13 protein-coding genes are annotated in these 18,278 nt (G+C 43.0%); 12 read left to right on the plus strand and 1 reads right to left on the minus strand.

What is annotated here, in order from left to right; genetic code table 11:
• The first annotated feature begins 57 nt into the window (after nucleotides 1-57).
• The 12 genes from AAFN85_RS06815 to AAFN85_RS06870 all read left to right on the plus strand — a co-directional run bounded on the left by AAFN85_RS06815 (nucleotide 58) and on the right by AAFN85_RS06870 (nucleotide 17,197).
• Nucleotides 58-945: an SMP-30/gluconolactonase/LRE family protein gene (locus tag AAFN85_RS06815; protein WP_347526315.1), complete on the plus strand. Its 888-nt coding sequence runs from the start codon at nucleotides 58-60 to the stop codon at nucleotides 943-945.
• Between the two features lie 208 nt (nucleotides 946-1,153).
• The gene (locus AAFN85_RS06820) at nucleotides 1,154-1,801 is read left to right on the plus strand and encodes a response regulator transcription factor (protein WP_347526316.1); all 648 of its coding nucleotides are present in this window, start codon (nucleotides 1,154-1,156) and stop codon (nucleotides 1,799-1,801) included.
• An 84-nt stretch (nucleotides 1,802-1,885) separates the two neighbouring features.
• Entirely contained in the window at nucleotides 1,886-2,992 is a 1,107-nt protein-coding gene (locus AAFN85_RS06825) for a DUF4856 domain-containing protein (protein ID WP_347526317.1), read from the plus strand.
• Nucleotides 2,993-3,070: 78 nt separating this feature from the next.
• Nucleotides 3,071-4,201: an imelysin family protein gene (locus AAFN85_RS06830; RefSeq protein ID WP_347526319.1), complete on the plus strand. Its 1,131-nt coding sequence runs from the start codon at nucleotides 3,071-3,073 to the stop codon at nucleotides 4,199-4,201.
• Between the two features lie 4 nt (nucleotides 4,202-4,205).
• Nucleotides 4,206-5,570 (plus strand): HTTM domain-containing protein, encoded by a 1,365-nt coding sequence (locus tag AAFN85_RS06835; RefSeq protein ID WP_347526320.1) that lies wholly within the window; start codon nucleotides 4,206-4,208, stop codon nucleotides 5,568-5,570.
• A complete protein-coding gene (locus AAFN85_RS06840) occupies nucleotides 5,571-8,003 on the plus strand; it encodes a TonB-dependent receptor (RefSeq protein WP_347526321.1) in 2,433 nt (810 codons plus the stop codon).
• Between the two features lie 392 nt (nucleotides 8,004-8,395).
• Nucleotides 8,396-8,758, plus strand: a complete 363-nt coding sequence (locus tag AAFN85_RS06845; protein ID WP_347526322.1) for a hypothetical protein — start codon at nucleotides 8,396-8,398, stop codon at nucleotides 8,756-8,758.
• A 197-nt stretch (nucleotides 8,759-8,955) separates the two neighbouring features.
• Entirely contained in the window at nucleotides 8,956-11,328 is a 2,373-nt protein-coding gene (locus tag AAFN85_RS06850; protein ID WP_347526323.1) for a response regulator, read from the plus strand.
• A 170-nt stretch (nucleotides 11,329-11,498) separates the two neighbouring features.
• Complete coding sequence (locus AAFN85_RS06855) at nucleotides 11,499-13,880, plus strand: carboxypeptidase regulatory-like domain-containing protein (protein WP_347526325.1); 2,382 nt, start codon at nucleotides 11,499-11,501, stop codon at nucleotides 13,878-13,880.
• Nucleotides 13,881-13,922: 42 nt separating this feature from the next.
• A complete protein-coding gene (locus AAFN85_RS06860; protein ID WP_347526327.1) occupies nucleotides 13,923-14,501 on the plus strand; it encodes an RNA polymerase sigma-70 factor in 579 nt (192 codons plus the stop codon).
• A 4-nt stretch (nucleotides 14,502-14,505) separates the two neighbouring features.
• On the plus strand, nucleotides 14,506-15,456 hold the full coding sequence (locus tag AAFN85_RS06865; protein WP_347526328.1) for a FecR domain-containing protein: 951 nt from the start codon (nucleotides 14,506-14,508) through the stop codon (nucleotides 15,454-15,456).
• 4 nt (nucleotides 15,457-15,460) lie between these two features.
• Nucleotides 15,461-17,197: a carboxypeptidase-like regulatory domain-containing protein gene (locus AAFN85_RS06870; protein WP_347526329.1), complete on the plus strand. Its 1,737-nt coding sequence runs from the start codon at nucleotides 15,461-15,463 to the stop codon at nucleotides 17,195-17,197.
• An 82-nt stretch (nucleotides 17,198-17,279) separates the two neighbouring features.
• On the opposite strand, the gene AAFN85_RS06875 is transcribed toward AAFN85_RS06870, so the two are convergent.
• Nucleotides 17,280-18,260: a helix-turn-helix domain-containing protein gene (locus tag AAFN85_RS06875; protein WP_347526330.1), complete on the minus strand. Its 981-nt coding sequence runs from the start codon at nucleotides 18,258-18,260 to the stop codon at nucleotides 17,280-17,282.
• Nucleotides 18,261-18,278 lie beyond the last annotated feature (18 nt).

Raw genomic sequence — 18,278 nt, forward strand, 5'->3', positions numbered from 1 at the left:
ATAATTGGTTTTAAAAACGTGTTACTTTAGCAAAACCAAAAGTAACCTGTATAAACCATGAAAAAACTACCCGCACTTATATTACTACTATCCGCGCTTACCGGTAAATTATCAGCACAAACAGAGCTTTATGCACCCGATACCAAAGCGCAGTTGGTAGCCAAACAATTCTCCTTTACCGAAGGCCCGGCGGTTGATAAAAAAGGCAATGTGTTTTTTACCGATCAGCCTAATAACAAGATCTGGAAATATGATACCGATGGCAAGCTTTCTGTATTCCTGGATAGCGCGGGCCGATCAAACGGGATGTACTTTGATAAAAAGGGTAACCTGATCAGTTGTGCGGATGCTGATGATCAACTTTGGTCAATCAGCCCAAAAGGTAAAGTAACTGTACTGCTGAAAGATTACCAAGGCCACAAATTTAATGGCCCTAATGATGTTTGGGTACGCCCTGATGGTGGTATCTACATTACCGATCCGTACTACCAACGTGATTACTGGACACGGAAGCAACCCGATTTGGACGGTATGAAATTGTATTACCTGGCCAAAGGAAAAGGCCCGGCCGTAATTGTTGATGATAAGTTTGTACGTCCTAACGGCATTATTGGTACCCCCGATGGGAAAACCTTGTATGTAGCGGATATCGGCGACAATAAAACTTATCGTTACGATATCAATAAAGATGGATCGCTAAGCAACCGTACCTTATTTATAGCCATGGGCTGCGACGGCATGACCATCGATGAAAAAGGTAATATTTATATGTGCGGCAAAGGTGTAACCATTGTTAATCCAAAAGGGGATAAGATAGGTCACATAGATATTGACGAACCGTGGACGGCCAATATCTGCTTCGGTGGAAAAAATAAGGATACTTTGTTTATTACGGCATCTAAAGCTGTATATACTTTTAAAATGAATATTAAGGGAGTGGATTAAAGGTAATTAAGATATCACCAAGACGTCATTGCGAGGTATGAAGCAATCGCACATAGGGAGGTCTGCCCTGTAGTTCGCGATTGCTTCGTGCCTCGCAATGACGTTTTTAGGCGAAATAGCAAAAAAACTTTTTAAAAAATAAAAAACCAAAGCAACGCCTGACCTACCTTTGCCGTAGTCTTATTTATAATAAGACTAAATATATTAAATGCTCAACCTCATCATCGCCGATAATCAACTGCTTACCCGCGAGGGACTAATTTCACTTTTAGCCGATATTGACAATATTAATGTTGCCGGTATTGCCGATACTCCTGCGCAACTTAAAACCATGCTGGCCCATTTAAAGCCTGATGTTATTATTATTGATATCGATCCTGTTCATAATTTCAATATCGGCGATGTTAAGGAGATTCACCAGGATTTTGACCTGACCAAAGTGCTCGTGCTCTCTAACCGAAAACAAAAGAATGAAATATTGGAGGTAGTGAACGAGGGGGTGAAAAATTTTGTTGGCAAAAACTGCAGCCGTGATGAGCTTATCAGCGCCATTTACGCTACTGCCAAAGCCGAGCAATACTTTTGCGAAAGCACTATGAAAACTTTATTCGGCGATAAACTGCCTGCTAAAAAGGTAGAGGGAATCCCTGTTTTATCCCTGCGCGAAACCGAAATAGTAAACCTGATTGCCGAGGGAAAGCCTAATAAAGATATTGCAGATGAGTTGTTTCTAAGCGTTCACACTGTTCGTACACATCGTAAAAACATCATCAAAAAGCTTGGCTTTACCTTTAAAAACGCGGCTGAACTGGTATTACTTATCGGGTATATTAATTCTTATTTAGACCAATTATAAATATACCCCCGCGGGGGTATTGTTGCACTTATGGGATGGTTCTAATTTTGAACCATTATAAATAACACGCAACAATACCACAAAATGAAAAGAACCCTTACAGTATTTTCCTTGTTTTCGGTTGTTATGCTTGGAGCCGCAAGCTGCAAGAACGACAAAAATCCTACGCCGGATACTACACCAAAGTATGATGTGCCTACCACGTACAACTTTGCTAACGTTGATTTTTCTGAATCGACCACCCGCTTAGGTATGATCACCGAAATGCAAAACATAATGAAAGCTGCAACTGTAGCTAAAGGCACCGCGCTTGATGTAGCCAAACTGAAAAGTATGTTTACTAACACAGGCTCGCCATTTGCTACCGCTGCTTACAATACAGCAGGCATCAACTTAAAAGATCAAACCGCGCCGTTGTTCCAAACAGATTTTAACCGTTTTGTTGATAGCTTAAATACAGGTGCCGCATCGGGCAAAGATGCCGCTAAAGGTGTGGCAGGCTGGGGTGTAAGCTCAACCAACGCAAGCTCAAAATTTTTGTTAACTGCTGCCGGTGTTAACTATGCACAGGTATTTAACAAAGCCATTATGGGCGGATTGATCACCTACCAAATTGTAAATAACTACATGAGTGCCGGTATTGCCGAATCTGTTGATAACAGCACCGTAGTTGCAGGTAAAGGTACCGCGCAGGAGCACAACTGGGACCTGGCCTTCGGTTACTGGGGCGTTCCTATCGATTTTCCTACCAATAAAACAGGAGCTAAACTTTGGGGTAGCTACAGCACCCAGGTAGATTCGGGCTATAAAGCCAACAAGCTGCTGATGGATGCATTCTTGAAAGGTCGTGCCGCTATTCATGCTAAAGACACCAAAACCAAACAAGATCAGGCTACAATTATTTTGCAGGCTTTTGAAAGGTTAACTGCCGCTGCCGCTTTGCAGGAAGTTAAAGAAGTTAAAGAATCTATCAGCGATGATATTCAGCGTAACAGCCGCTTATCTGAGTGCTACGGTTTCATCTACTCGTTAAAATACAACCCGAAACGTAAGATCACAGATGCCCAGATCGATGCCCTGTTAGCCTTGTTCCCTAAAAACTTCTACAATTTAACGTTGGAAGATGTGAACAAGATCCGCGATGCTGTAGCCGCTCAATATGACTTCCAGGCAGTAAAAGATATTCTTTAATCTTTATCGCTCAATAATCAATAAACAGCCATCTGCGCAATAAAATGTGCAGGTGGTTTTACTATAAAAACAGATACTATGCGAAAAATAATTATCACAGCTTTAACAGCTGTTTCGGCGTTTTTTATAATTCAATCATGCTCAAAATCGGGCAGCTCGCCAAATGGTGGTGGTGGCGATAAAGGAAACTCGTTCGACCGCAAGGCAATGCTTACCAATTGGGAGACTAATATTATCCTGCCTGCTTATACGCAATACGTTAGTGTTACTGCTAATTTGGATGCTGCGGTTACCGCTTTTAATACCGCACCCGATGCCGCCAAACTAACCGCTTTGCAAACCGCTTTTAAATCCGCTTACGAGCAATGGCAGTCAGCCTCCGCATTTGATTTCGGCCCGGCCGAAACAGCAACTTTTCGCGCTAATACCAATACATTTCCAACTAATGTTAGCCAAATAAACAACAACATTAAAGATGATGTGTACAATCCAAACCTGTTGGTAAACCTATCGGCAAAAGGCTTTCCGGCTATCGATTACCTGTTGTTTGGAGTAGGTGCAGATAATACAGCTGTTTTAGCCCAATATACTACCGATGCATTGGCCGCCAACCGCAAAAAAAACCTTGCCGCGCTATCTGCCGAGCTGAAAACCAATGCAGCGTCAATATTATCTGCCTGGAACGGTGCTTATAAAACCACTTTTTTAAATGCCGATGGTACTGATGTAGGCAGCTCGACAGGGCAACTGGTAAACCAGCTGATACAGGATTATGAAAACCTGAAAAACCAGGAAATAGGTATTCCCGCCGGGATACAATCGTTAGGCACAACCTTCCCAACAAAAGTTCAGGCTTATTATTCAAAAGAGTCGGTTAAATTGGCTTTGTTGCATATCGCAGCTGTTCAAAATATCTATTTGGGCAAAAGCGCTGTTGGCGATGGTTTGGGTTTGGATGATTACCTAATAAAAGCCAATGCCACCTATACCGATGGCAAACCGCTTAATGATGCGATCAAAGCCCAGTTCACAACTTCTATCGCGAAGCTTAACGTATTAACCGATCCATTATCGGATAATATCAAAAACAACAACGCGCAGGTAACCGCGGCTTATGCCGAGCTGCAAAAGCTTACGGTATTGCTTAAAACCGATATGACATCAAAATTAGGAATAGCGATAACCTTTGGCGATAACGACGGAGACTAAACCCATGCCCAACGCTTTGAGGGATAAATTATCAGCCTTTATTAATACCCCTGTAAACATAGCCCCGCTTGCCGTTTTACGAATGGCATTCGGGGGTATTATGTTTATCAGCACCATCCGTTTTATTTTAAAGGGATGGGTGAGCGCGTTTTATATCAAGCCTATACTGCATTTTACTTTTTACGGGTTTGATTGGGTGAGGCCCTTAGGTGCTACCGGCATGTATGTGCTGTTTGCTTTAATAGCTTTAGCTGCGCTGATGATGGCCATTGGGCTTTTTTACCGCTTGGCGGCGATGGTGTTTTTTCTGGGATTTACTTATGTAGAGCTGATCGATAAAAGTTTTTACCTCAATCATTATTATCTCATTAGCGTGCTTGCTTTTTTAATGGTATTGGTACCTGCCAACCGTTATTTTTCTGTTGATGTTTGGTGTAAACCAGCTATACATGTAAATATGGTACCCGCATGGTGTGTAAATATATTTAAAGCCCAGCTGGTGCTGGTTTATTTTTTTGCAGGGGTATCCAAATTAAATTACGATTGGCTTATCGCCGCTATGCCCTTGCGCATTTGGCTACCGGCTAATAGTCAATTGCCTGTAATTGGCGGTTTGATGGAGTATGCCTGGGTGGCTTACGTGTTTTGCTGGTTTGGGGCTTTGTTCGATCTGTTTGTAGGCTTCGCATTGTTGTATAAACCAACCCGCAAGTTGGCATACATTGCTGTGGTTATATTTCATTTGGCAACGGGCTGGTTTTTCAAAATAGGCATGTTCCCGTATATCATGATATTGGTTACGGTTGTTTTCTTTTCGGATGATGTGCAGTTGCGGATCATTGGCTTTTTTAGGAATATCTTCAAAAGTCAGGAACCAAATGTATCTACCGCATACAAGCCATCTCCATTTAAAATAAAAGCTATTTATACCATAATAACCATTCACTTTATTATTCAGCTACTGATGCCATTCCGCTTTATGCTTTACCCCGGTAAATTATATTGGACGGAAGAAGGCTACCGCTTTTCGTGGCGGGTAATGCTGATGGAAAAGGGCGGCACAGCTTTCTTTCATGTAAAAGATCCGCAAACAGGGCACTCTGCCGAGATCGTTAATTCACAATATCTTACTCAACTACAGGAAAATATGATGGCCACCCAGCCCGATATGATCCTGCAGTACGCTCATTTTCTCGCTGCCCAATATCAGAAAAAAGGTATTAAACACCCGGTAATAACAGCGGAGAGCTACGTAACCCTTAACGGCAGCGGAAGCAGACTTTATATTGATACTACCGTTAACCTGGCCAATGAACAGGAGGGTTTCGGTCATAAAAAATGGATCACTCCATTTAACAACAAAAACTAAATGAAGAATACGTTTATATTGATCTGCCTGTTTATGATAACCGGTGCGCTTAAAATTTCGGCGCAAACGTTTACCATTAAAGGCGATATTAAAGCTACTACCGGCGAGGGTATCCCCGCGGCATCGGTTAGCTTAAAAGCAACAAACTATAGGGTAATTTGTGATGCCGACGGCCACTATCAGCTTAAAAATATTAAACCCGGTAATTATACATTAGTAGTATCGGCGGTGAGTTTTAAAAGCATCGACCGGGAGATTAAAGTAAATGCCGATCTGACAATGGACATCAACCTCGAACAGGATATAACACAACTAAAAGATGTTGAGGTAAAAGCCGAAAAAGAGAAAACCTTTGGCGTAACCCGCCTTAAAGCCGTTGAGGGTACAACCATTAACGCAGGTAAAAAGAGCGAGGTAATTGTACTGGGCGACCAGGTGGCTAATGCTGCAACCAACAATACCCGACAGATCTATAGTAAAGTAGCAGGCCTTAACATCTGGGAAAACGATGGCGCAGGCATCCAGTTAAGTATTGGCGGCCGTGGTTTAAGCCCTAACCGGGTTACTAATTTTAATACGCGCCAAAACGGGTATGATATTAGCGCCGATGCTTTAGGTTATCCTGAAAGCTATTATTCGCCAACTGCCGAGTTATTGGATAGGATAGAGATTCTCCGTGGCGCGGCTTCACTTCAATACGGCACGCAGTTTGGCGGGATCATCAATTTCCAAATGAAGGAAGGTCCGAAAAATACACCTTTCGAGTTCACTTCCCGCGAGACCGTGGGTTCATGGAATTTTCTCAATTTTACAAATAGCATTGGCGGCACAGTGAAAAAGGTGCAGTATTACGTTTTTTTTCAGCATAAACAAGGCGACGACTGGCGGCCAAACTCTCAATTCAACGTAAATCTTGGCTATACGTCGGTAACCTACAAGCCTACAGATAAGTTCACGCTTACCTTTCAATACACCTTTATGGATTACCTTGCCCACCAGCCGGGCGGTTTAACGGATGATGAATTTGCTGCCGATCCGCATCAATCGGTACGGGCGCGTAACTGGTTTAAAGTGAACTGGAACCTTGGCGCGGTGCTGTTAGATTACCAGATCAACAATAACCTTAAATTTAACTCCCGTTTTTTCGGCCTTTCGGCAAACAGGGATGCCTTGGGTAATTTGAATTTTATTTACCGTCCGGATGCAGGCGGTCCGCGCGATCTGTATCGGGATAAATACCTTAATTATGGTAACGAAAGCCGCCTGTTATATACCTATAATTTGAATGGCAACCCGCAAAACCTGTTGTTTGGCCTAAGGTATTACAAAGGCAACACTGATAGGCAGCAGGGGCAGGGTAATGATGGTTCGACCGGAAAACGTTCCGATTTTAATTTTATTGGCAATGATGACTCGTACGCCTATTCGAAATATAAATTCCCCAATTACAATGTAGCCTTATTCGCCGAAAACATATTTAGGTTAACGCCAAAGTTTAGCATTATCCCCGGCCTCAGATACGAAAACATTATTACTAAGGCAGATGGTTTTTATACCAATACCAGGAAGGATGGGGCGGGGAATATTTTTTTTAGCCAGAAGATAGATGAAAATAAAGACCGCCGCCGCCACTTTTTGATAGGTGGCATCGGTTTAAGCTATTATAAAAGTGAAGCTGCGCAGTTTTATGCCAATATCTCGCAAAACTACCGGGGTATCAATTTTAACGATTTTAGGTCGGCCAACCAAAATCGCCAAACTAACCCCAACCTGAGCGACGAAAAAGGTTACTCGGCCGATCTGGGTTTCCGTGGTAATATAAATGGCGTGCTTAACTATGATGTGAGTGTTTTCTACATCAATTATAACAACCGGATAGGGACGATATTAAGGGTAGATTCAACCAATAATGTTCAACTATATCGTACCAATGTATCGCAATCGCGCAATCTTGGCCTGGAATCATTTGCCGAATTGGAACTCCTGCATTTTATCAACAAGCACCCGGGCGATACCAAATTATCAGTATTCAGCAACCTGGCACTTATCAATGCACGATACGTAAACAGTAAAGAAGCCGCCTACGAAGGCAAAAAAGTTGAACTGGCACCCAGTGTTATATTTAAAACCGGTTTAAATTTTCAATATCAACATTTCAAAGCTAATTACCAGTTGGCCTATACCAGTTCGCAGTTTACAGATGCAACCAACGCGGTATTAACCACCAACGCTATCGACGGCCTGGTACCTGCTTATACCGTAATGGACTTTTCAGCTCAATATGATCTAAGTAAAATACTCACGCTGGAAGGATCGGTAAATAACCTGGCCGATAAGCGTTATTTTACCCGACGGGCCGATAGCTATCCGGGGCCTGGTATTATCCCGGCTAACGCGAGGAGCTATTTTTTAACCTTGCAGGTGAAGTTGTAAGATTAATATCAATCATCTACACGAGGCACCTACGGAGCCGGAATTTTCGTAAACCTGAACTATAAACACAGTACTCCTAACGGAGTTTTAAAAGCTATGCTGAGCACCCCGTAGGGGTATCGTGTTTATAGAAAATAGCAAAAGAGTGTTTCGGCTCCGTAGGTGCCTCGTATCTACAAGCGGTTGCTGTTGATTGGAGTTTATTCAATTTAAGTTCAAAATCACGATATTAGATTTTGAGCGTTAGCTACTATGAACCAATTCATCAACTTTTTCTGGACGATACTCTTTTTGCGGCCATAGTTGTGTATTGGTTTTCTGTAGGATTAACGCCGGCTTTTTACATCTTCATCACCATTAGTTTAATTCCCATTTTTCTCCCGCAAAAAGCAATGGCTAAGTTTCAACTAAGCAGAAGCACCGCGTTTTATGAGCGCTTAGGGGTTAGGTTTATCCGCAAATTTGTTCAGCATGGCGATATCGCAAACAGTATCTCGCGTAAAAACAAACCCGGTTACCAGGTCATCGCTCAAAAAAATGATCCGGCAGCGTATCTCAAAACCACAAACATGTACGAACGCTTTCACATGATGTGCCTGTTGTTTTTTTTATTTACTACAGCGGCGGCTTTCGTAGACAGAAAATTTATTATGGCTGCAGCAATCACCATTAGTAATGTTATCTATAATTTTTACCCGGTTTTACTCCAGCAATATAATCGGATCAGGATTATGCGATTAACTAAAACTATTTAATTGTGACAGAAATTAACCTATCGTTTATATCTGTAAAGAACTCCAACCAAATAATAATATATATTCTTAACGGTTGTTATATTCACATCTTATTAGGAAAAATTGTATAAAAACCCGGCTACATTTGGCAGAGCGTTTGCATATAAGTACAATCCTAACGCCATTAATTAAAGTTTTTTTGGTGTTTTGTTAAAGCGATGAAAATCAGGTGGTTTGTTTGTTTTCTATTTTTTATTCTGTCGGGCGTATTTACCAAAGTTGCCCGGGCCACTAATTATGTTGCTGCTGTACACGGCGTACTCGATCTGCGCGACCATCCCATTGATACTAAAGTTGAACTTCGCGGATACTGGCAGTTCTATTGGAACCAGTTTGTTAACCCCAGTGATACAGCTGGCATTAAAAACAGGCTATTGGTTGAGTTTCCGTTTAAATGGAACGGTTTTAAATGGAAGGGGAAGGAATTGCCCGCTTATGGCTACGCAACCTACCGGTTAACCATTTTATTACCACCCCGCAGTCACGATCTTCGTATTTCCATGCCCGATACTTATTGTGCTTATCGTTTGTTTGTAAACAATAAAGAATGCGCGCAAAACGGGCAGATCAGTACCTCCGAAACCGGTTTTGTACCGCATTGGGAATACAAATCCGTGGATTTGCCTGCTGATATGGATACGGTTAGGCTTACCCTGCAGATAGCCAATTTTGTGCACAGCAAAGGTGGCATTAGCAAATCGATGTATATTGGGCCGAGAGAAGAGATCGCACTGGCAAGGCACAGGGCCGAAGGGATCGATCTGTTGCTTACCGGCTGTTTGATCATGGGCGGTTTGTTTTTCCTGGGGCTATACCTTTTGGGTAGCCGGGACAAAGCTATCCTGTTATTCGCCTTGTTTTCTATTGTGTATAGCTACCGCATTATCGGTACAGATAATTATGTATTACACAGTTTATTGCCCGATATTGATTGGTACGTAACCGCCCGCATTGAGTACATGAGCCTGTTTTTAGGGATAGGCCTATTTGGTTTATATAGCCGCTACCTATACCCGCTTGATATAAACAGGCGGATAGTGAATATTATTACTGTTGTTTGTGCTTTGTTCACGTTAGCCTCGTTGGTATTGCCCGCCTGGATCTTTACACAATTGGTTAACCCGTTTTTAGTGGTGATGCTGTTTTGCCTCGTTTACATTCCATATGTGTATTCGCAGGCATGGCGTAATGATAGGCCTGGTTCTGTTTATGCTTTGTGGAGCGCCTTCGCGTTAATGTCGGTATTTGGGATCTCGTTGTTTCATTACTGGGGACTGATGCCGCCGCTGCAGCTTGTCAGTTTTTTGGCTTATCTCACTTTTTTCTTTTTACAATCGTTGGTATTAGCTCACCGGGTATCATTTGTGCTGAAAAAAGCCAAGGCCGAAGCTGAGCAAGGCTTAAAGGTGAAAAGCGAGTTTTTGAGCACCATGAGCCACGAGATCCGTACACCGCTAAACTCGGTTATAGGTATGAGCCACCTGTTGCTTAAAAGCAACCCACGGCCCGACCAGGTAGAGCATCTGGACGTGATGCTGTTTTCGGCCAATAACCTACTGGCCATTGTGAATGATGTGCTGGATTATAACAAGATAGAGGCCGGAAAGATCACGTTTGAAAACATTGAAATGGATCTGGCAGCCATTGCCCGCAATGTGGTAGGCGGCCTGCAAACCACGGCACATGATAAAGGTATAGGTTTGAGGCTCGACTTGGACAAAAAGCTACAACATAAAGTATTGGGCGACCCAACACGCATCTCGCAGGTAATAACCAATTTGGTGCATAATGCCATTAAGTTTACACCAAGTGGTGAGGTAGTTTTAGGCATCGAAGTAAAAGAGCAAACAGAAACATCGGCCACGCTGATGGTATTTGTAAAGGATACCGGCATCGGCATCCCTCGTGGAAAGCAGAAACTAATCTTCGAGCGCTTTACCCAGGCCGACTCATCAATTTCCCGCAGTTTTGGTGGTACTGGCTTAGGACTGGCTATCAGTAAAAAGATCCTCGAATTACAAAACAGCGCGCTGCAGTTGATAAGTGAAGAAGAGGTTGGTTCGATATTCTATTTTATTAAAACATTTGAAAAGGCAACCCTTAAGCCCGAACCTACGCAGGCTAAAGCAAAGGCTGACGATTCGGACAAGCTGCTTAACGGTATTGATATACTATTGGTTGATGATAATCCGATGAACGTATTGGTTGCTCAAACTTATTTAAAGCGTTGGGGTGCTACTACCAACGTAGCCACAAACGGACAAGAGGCCTTAGATTTGCTGGATACCAATAAGCACCGGTTAGTATTGATGGATTTGCAAATGCCTGTAATGGATGGTTACGAAGCTACGAGGCGCATGCGTTTAAACGGCGTAAATATTCCTATCATAGCCCTAACTGCCAATATGCCCAAAGATGTTGAAGACGATGCCATCAGAATAGGTTTTGATGATATTGTGATGAAACCCTTTTTGCCGGATGAGTTGCGGGGCAAGGTTTTGCACCATGTTTTTAAGCAGGAGCATGTATAGATCAGAATTTACAGAATTTAAGAATTAGCAGAATCAAATCAATGGTAGTATTCTGAAAATTATAAAATTCTGTAAATTCTGATTCAGATAATTTTCTTTCAGACAAATTTTTTTCATTTCCTCATAGGGGTAAAATGATCCTGGCGTGTTTCAGGAGAAATTTTACTAAAATGAACAAATTATCTTCCTTATTGCCGTTACTTATTTTCCTGATATCAGGGTTTCAAAGCATAGCGCAGGATAAAAACAAACCTGCATCATTTACCCAAACCATCAGGGGTATTATTGTTGATAAAGGCTCAAAACAAACTTTGCCTGGTGTTACTGTTAAAGTAACCTCTATCCAACCTGGCCGCGCTGCCTCTACAGATGCCAACGGTGTTTTCCATATTACACAAGTACCTGTGGGTCGCCAGGTTGTTGAGGCCAGCTATGCCGGTTATAATAAAGTGGTATTGACCGACATACTGGTGATCACCGGTAAAGAAACCGAACTGAATATCGAGCTTGAGCCTGCGAATACCCAGCTTAACGAAGTGGTGGTAAGCGCCACATCAAACAAGCGGCCCATCAATTCCATGGCGATGGCCAGTGGTCGGTCGTTCTCGCCCGAAGAAACCAACCGTTACGCCGGTGCGCTTTTTGATCCGGCGCGTATGGCGCAAGGCTTTGCAGGCGTGGTTGCCGGTGGTGATAATAACGAGATCATTGTGCGTGGCAACTCGCCTAAAAGTTTGCAATGGCGCTTAGAGGGTATAGAGATCGTTAGCCCTAACCATTTTAACAACGAAGGCTCGGCAGGAGGCGGTGTGAGCATGCTTAACTCCACCGTGATCGGTACGTCTGATTTTTATACCGGTGCCTTAGCCGCCGAATACAATAATGCAACAGCCGGTGTTTTTGATCTGCGTTTTAGGAAGGGCAACACCGATAAAAGAGAATATTCCTTCACCGCGGGTGTACTTGGCTTTGGGGCAACCATGGAGGGGCCTTTTAAAAAAGGTAGCAATGCCTCATACCTGGTTAGTTACCGTTATTCTACTTTAGGCTTGCTGAACTCCATCGGTGTAAAAGTATCCGACTCGGGCGTGCCGCAATACCAGGATCTTTCCTTCAATATCGTGCTGCCAACCAAAAGCGCGGGTACATTCTCCCTGTTTGGCGTAGGTGGGGCAGGTAACGATAACAAGAAAGCGGATCGTGATACCACCAAATGGGATGAACGTATCGACGCCTGGGATCTTAACTATAGTTATTACTCTGGCAGCGCCGGGTTGAAGCATATTTATATTGCCAACAACAGACTTAACTTCAGTAATATTATCTCAGTATCGCAAAGCCGTTTATCTACCAAAGTTGATACCCTTACCAGCAAGTTTGAGCCAAGTTTGTTCCAAAAGAACCATTATGATAACGGTGCGGTGCGTTACGCAGGTATAGTGAACTATCGTTCGGGCAATAATAACAATATCCGTGCGGGTCTTAACGCGGGTTTCCTTACCTATAACCTGTACGACCTGGAATATCAGCGCGATGATAAAACGCTGAAAGAATTGCTGAACCAAAAGGGCAATGCATCAACCTTTGATGGCTTTATTCAAAACAAACATGAGTTTGGTGAAACGTTGAGCTTAAATACAGGTATCCACGTAAACTATTTCAATCTGAGTAAAACGTGGAGTTATGAGCCACGGGCTGGCCTAAACTGGCGTGTAACACCCGATCAGGAATTGTCATTAGCCGGAGGGATCTATAGCAGGCTCGAACCACTTTCATTTTACTTTGCCAAAAGTGCTACTTCAAACGAAGCAGTGAGCACCAAACTTTCGCCAACCAAATCGGCGCAGTTGGTGGCCGGTTATGAAAAACTGTTCTCTAATCACCTCAAGTTTAAAACGGAGGCTTACTACCAGCACCTGTACAATGTGCCTGTATCTTCAGATCCCACAGATAATTTCTCGGTGCTGAATGTATCTGATAATACAGCCATCGGCGGCGATGATTATCGATCATTGGTAAACAAGGGCACGGGTAAAAACTACGGTGTTGAGGTATCGGTTGAGCGCTCGTTGAATAAAGGATATTATTTTATGATCACTTCATCAGTATTCAACTCAAAATACAAAGCTTTAAGCGGACAGGAGTTTAACACCACCTTCAATACCCAATACGTAACCAATTTGGTGGCTGGTAAAGAGTGGGCTACTGGCGATAACCATAAAAACCTGTTTGGCCTTAATGGTAAACTCATTTATGCAGGCGGCCGTAAATACACGCCTATTTTGGTTGATGAAACTTTTAAGCGCGATGAGCAGATAGTTGATCAATCCAAAACCAACACATTAACAGCCGATCCCTATATTCGTGTCGATTTTTCGGCCAGTTACCGGATCAACAGCAAAAAGGTGTCGCACTTTTTGCTGCTCGATATTCAAAACCTGCTTAACAGGCGCAACAACACCGGTCTGTTTTATAACACCAGCAAGCGGATCATCGAAAAAAATAAATGGATAGGGATTTTCCCAACCATCAACTACCGTATAGAGATTTAACAACCCAATGTTTAACGGGCTATGTGCCCAAACAACCAGATTGTGGATTTAAATAACGAACAATTAATCCCCCTGCTGCTCTCGGGCGATGAGGCAACTTTTGAAGGGGTTTACAAACATTTCATCCGGCCGCTGCACGTGTACGCCATCTCTATTTTAAGAGATGAGGGTACGGCTAAAGGCATGGTGCAGAACGTGTTCCTGAAACTATGGGAGCGGAGGGAACGGCTCCAGTTTTCAGGCTCGATAAAAGCCTACCTGTATGGCGCTGTATATAATGAATGCCTTAACAACCTCAGGCACCAGAAAGTAAAGGTTGATCATCAGCAACATGTATTGTATATGACGAAGGATAATGCGGAAGAGAGCACAGGCATGGAACTGCTTGATTTGAAGGAGAAGTTACAACAGGCCATGAACGATCTGCCCGAAAAGTGCCGAACGGTTTTCCAGCTAAGCAGGTTTGAGGATTTGAAATACCAGGAAATTGCCGATGAACTTGGCATCTCCATAAAAACAGTCGAAAACCAGATGGGCAAGGCCCTTAAAACATTACGACTTAAACTGGTAGACTATCTGCCGTTATTGATATGGTTTATTAGCAGGGCTTTAAATATTTAAAACGATGGACGAATTATTAACCAAATACATGCTTAACGAAACCACGCCGGTTGAGAATGAAACCATCAGCCGCTGGCTTGAACAAAGCGAAGATAACCGCAGGTACTTTAACCATTTTAAACTGATATGGGATACCGCCCGCAACCTTAAAATAGAAAGTAACCTCGATCCCGAAACATCATGGGCCGAGTTTAAACAACTTGCCACGGATGCTAAACCAACGGCGATAGTAAAACCTATCAGTCAACCAAACCGCCGGCTAAGGGTAGCCGCTATTTGGCTTGCTATATTAGGATGTGCGGCGATGATTTACACCTTAAATAAACCAGGCAAACCTAACCTGTTAACGCTGCAAAGCAATAATGTGGTGAGGAAGATAACCCTGGCAGATAGCTCGGTAGTAACGCTCAACAAAACATCACAGTTAACTTATCCAGATCATTTTGCTGGAAATACACGTGAGGTTGATTTAAAAGGTGAGGCCTTTTTTGATGTGGCGCATGATAAAAGTAAGCCATTCATGATCCATGTAAACGGCGTAACCGTACGGGTGGTAGGCACATCATTCAACATCAAAAGCGCGGGCGATAGCACCGAAGTTATTGTAGAAACCGGCATTGTGCAGGTGATGCAGCAGGAGGTAGAGGTACGCCTGAAACCGAAAGAGAAGGTAACGGTAAGGTCGGGCAAATTCAGAAAGGCAAATACCCAGGATGACTTGTACAATTATTACCGTACCCAAAAATTTGTGGCCAATAACACCCCGCTATGGCGACTGGTGGAAGTGTTGAACGAGGTTTATCACGTCAATATCGTTATCGACAATAAAAAAACAGGTAACCGGGTAATCACTACCACATTCAAAGTAGACTCGCTTGACAATATCCTTAAGGTTATTAAAGGGACGCTTGGTGTGGAGATCATCCGGAAACCACATCTTATCATCATAAAATAACAAGATGGAAAACAGATTAAATATTATATTCTACATATTCCTGGCATTGGCGGGCTGTTTGCTCATCACCGATGCATTAGCGCAAGACAACCTTAACCGGGTTGTAGCCCTCAATGTAAAGCAAAAGAAAATAGCCGATGTGCTTACCATCATAGGCGATAAGGGGAAATTCTATTTCTCGTATAGTAATGACGTTATTAAAACCGATAGCGTTGTAAGCATGGCAACATCTGGACAAACCATTAAAAACCTGCTTAATGAGCTGTTTCATGGCAAGGTTGATTACAAGGAAGCGCAGGGCTACATTATCCTAAGGCCCACACCTTACCGATTATCCTTAATACCCGATAGCACAATTAATCCCGCTAATGTGTACTACATCAGCGGGCATGTACTTGATGATAATACCGGCAAACCGCTCGAAAATGCCAGTATTTATGATAAAGGTACCCTCATATCTACACTTACCGATGCCGGCGGTTATTTCAAACTCAAAGTAAAAGCCGATGGCGTACTTACCCTTACCGTGAGTAAGGAAATGTATAAAGACACCAGCATTAACTTTTTAAGTAATGTAAATGTATCCATCAAGCCCCGCAATTACTACTACAGCGAAGGTGCCACTTCAACCAAAACCGAACGCAGCTGGCTGGGCCGGTGGTTTGTATCATCCGGACAAAAAGTTCAAAATATGAACCTCGGCGGTTTTGTATCTAAAGTGCCGGTACAAACTTCGTTTCTGCCGGGACTGGGTAGCCATGGTTTGATGAGTGGGCAGGTGGTGAATAATTTTTCGCTCAATTTATTGGGAGGATACAACGGCGGGGTAGATGGTGTTGAGCTTGGCGGTTTATTTAACCTTAATAAGCAGGATGTGAAATTTTTGCAGGCAGCGGGCTTGTTCAATGTGGTTGGCGGTAATAGTAGCGGTGTGCAACTGGCAGGTATCAACAATAATGATTTGAAAAGCATGAAGGGTTTGCAGGCAGCCGGTGTTTTTAACATGGTGAAGGATACGCTCACCGGTGTGCAAATAGCCGGAATATTTAACCATGTTGATGGCTATGCCAATGCTTTCCAGGTTGCAGGTATTTATAACTATGATAAAAAGGATAGCAAAGGCTTTCTGTTTGCAGGATTAGCCAATATAACCAAAGGCACATCTAAGGGGGCAGAGGTAGCAGGGTTGTTTAATAAAGCCCACGTTATGAAAGGTTTTGCTTTCGCGATGGTGAATGTTGCAGACACGCTTGATGGTTATGCCGTTGGCCTGGTCAATATTTCAAAAAATGGCTACGCTAAAATATTGGTTTATAGCGATGAGATCACTACTGCCAACCTCGCTTTTAAAACAGGTAATGCTAAGCTATACTCGGTAATATCTGGCGGTGTTAATTTTACCGATAAGCGCAAGTTTTACAGCTATGGCTTCGGTGTAGGGCACGATTTTATTTTTAATGATAAGTATTCGCTCTCGGCAGAAGGGGCGACTCATTTGTTGTTGGCTAAAGGCTGGAAAAATCAAAACCAGATAAACAGGCTCAGCGCTTTGTTCAACATTAAAGCAGGCTCTAAATTTGGCTTTTTTGCCGGGCCATCATTTAATATTTACACCAATTATGGCGATCATGCCGGGGATAGCGATATTCAACAGATCATCAAAAACAAACTCGGCTTAATTGATTGGGGGAGCAGAACTAAGGGCTGGATAGGTTGGACGGCAGGGATTAGCTTGTTGTAGCTTTTAAGCACGCAAAGGCGCAAAGCCGCTAAGTTTTTCTTTGCGCCCTCGCGTCTTTGCGTGCCTTATAATTTAGGCGAAGTTATGCCACAGCCGCTTCTTTATTGTACTTATTCCGATAATCGATAGGCGATAAACCCGTTATCTTTTTAAATACTGTTCTAAACGCCTTAGCATCGGTATAGCCAACATCCCACATTACCTCGTTGATGTTTTTAGGCGATGTTTCGAGTTGTTTTTTCGCAGCCTCAATCTTTACCCGTTGGATATATTCAACAGGTGTATTGTTGGTGGCTTTTTTAAACCTCCGTTCAAAATGCCTCCGGCCTATAGCATATCTTGATGATAGTTCTTCTACGGAGATCTTTTCGGTAACGTTATTTTCAATGTATTCCTGAGCCTGTTTTATTGGGTCGTCTTCGTGCTTTTTCTGCCCGGTAAACATGGCAAATGGCGATTGACTTTTCCTGTCTATTTCCAAAGCGTAAATTTTGGCGGCCATAATGGCTATCTCTCTTCCTGCGTATTTTTCTATCAGTAATAACAATAAGCTCCAGTAGGAGGTAGCACCACCGCTTGAGTAAAGACCTTGCTGTTCGGTAACAATACGACCATCTACCAAAGTAACCTCCGGGAACATCGCCCGGAATTTTTCGGCAGTGATCCAATGGCTTGAACATTCTTTACCGTTCAATAACCCGGTTGAAGCTAATACGAATGATCCTATACACAAACTGGCCACCTCGGCACCATTTTTATATTGATTAATGATCCACGGCACAAATTCCTGGTTTACTTTAACGGCGTTTTCCAAATCGCCGCTAATAGCGGGGATGATCACCATATCAGTTTTGTGAAGATCGCTCAGCAGCAGATCTGAGTGTACCGAGAACATGCCGTTATGTACTTTGGTGTCCCATGCCAGACCTATCATCTGTACATCAAAAACCGGCTCCCGGCCCAGCGACTGCAGAAAATCGTTAGCACCGGTAAATATGGTGCGTGCATCAACAATGCTTGCTAAAACGGCTTCGTTAGGGATCAGGATAGATACATGTTTCATTGGTGGATTTTTGTAAAT

It is taken from the genome of Mucilaginibacter sp. CAU 1740, from assembly GCF_039839285.1.
In the GTDB taxonomy this organism is placed as follows: Bacteria; Bacteroidota; Bacteroidia; order Sphingobacteriales; family Sphingobacteriaceae; genus Mucilaginibacter.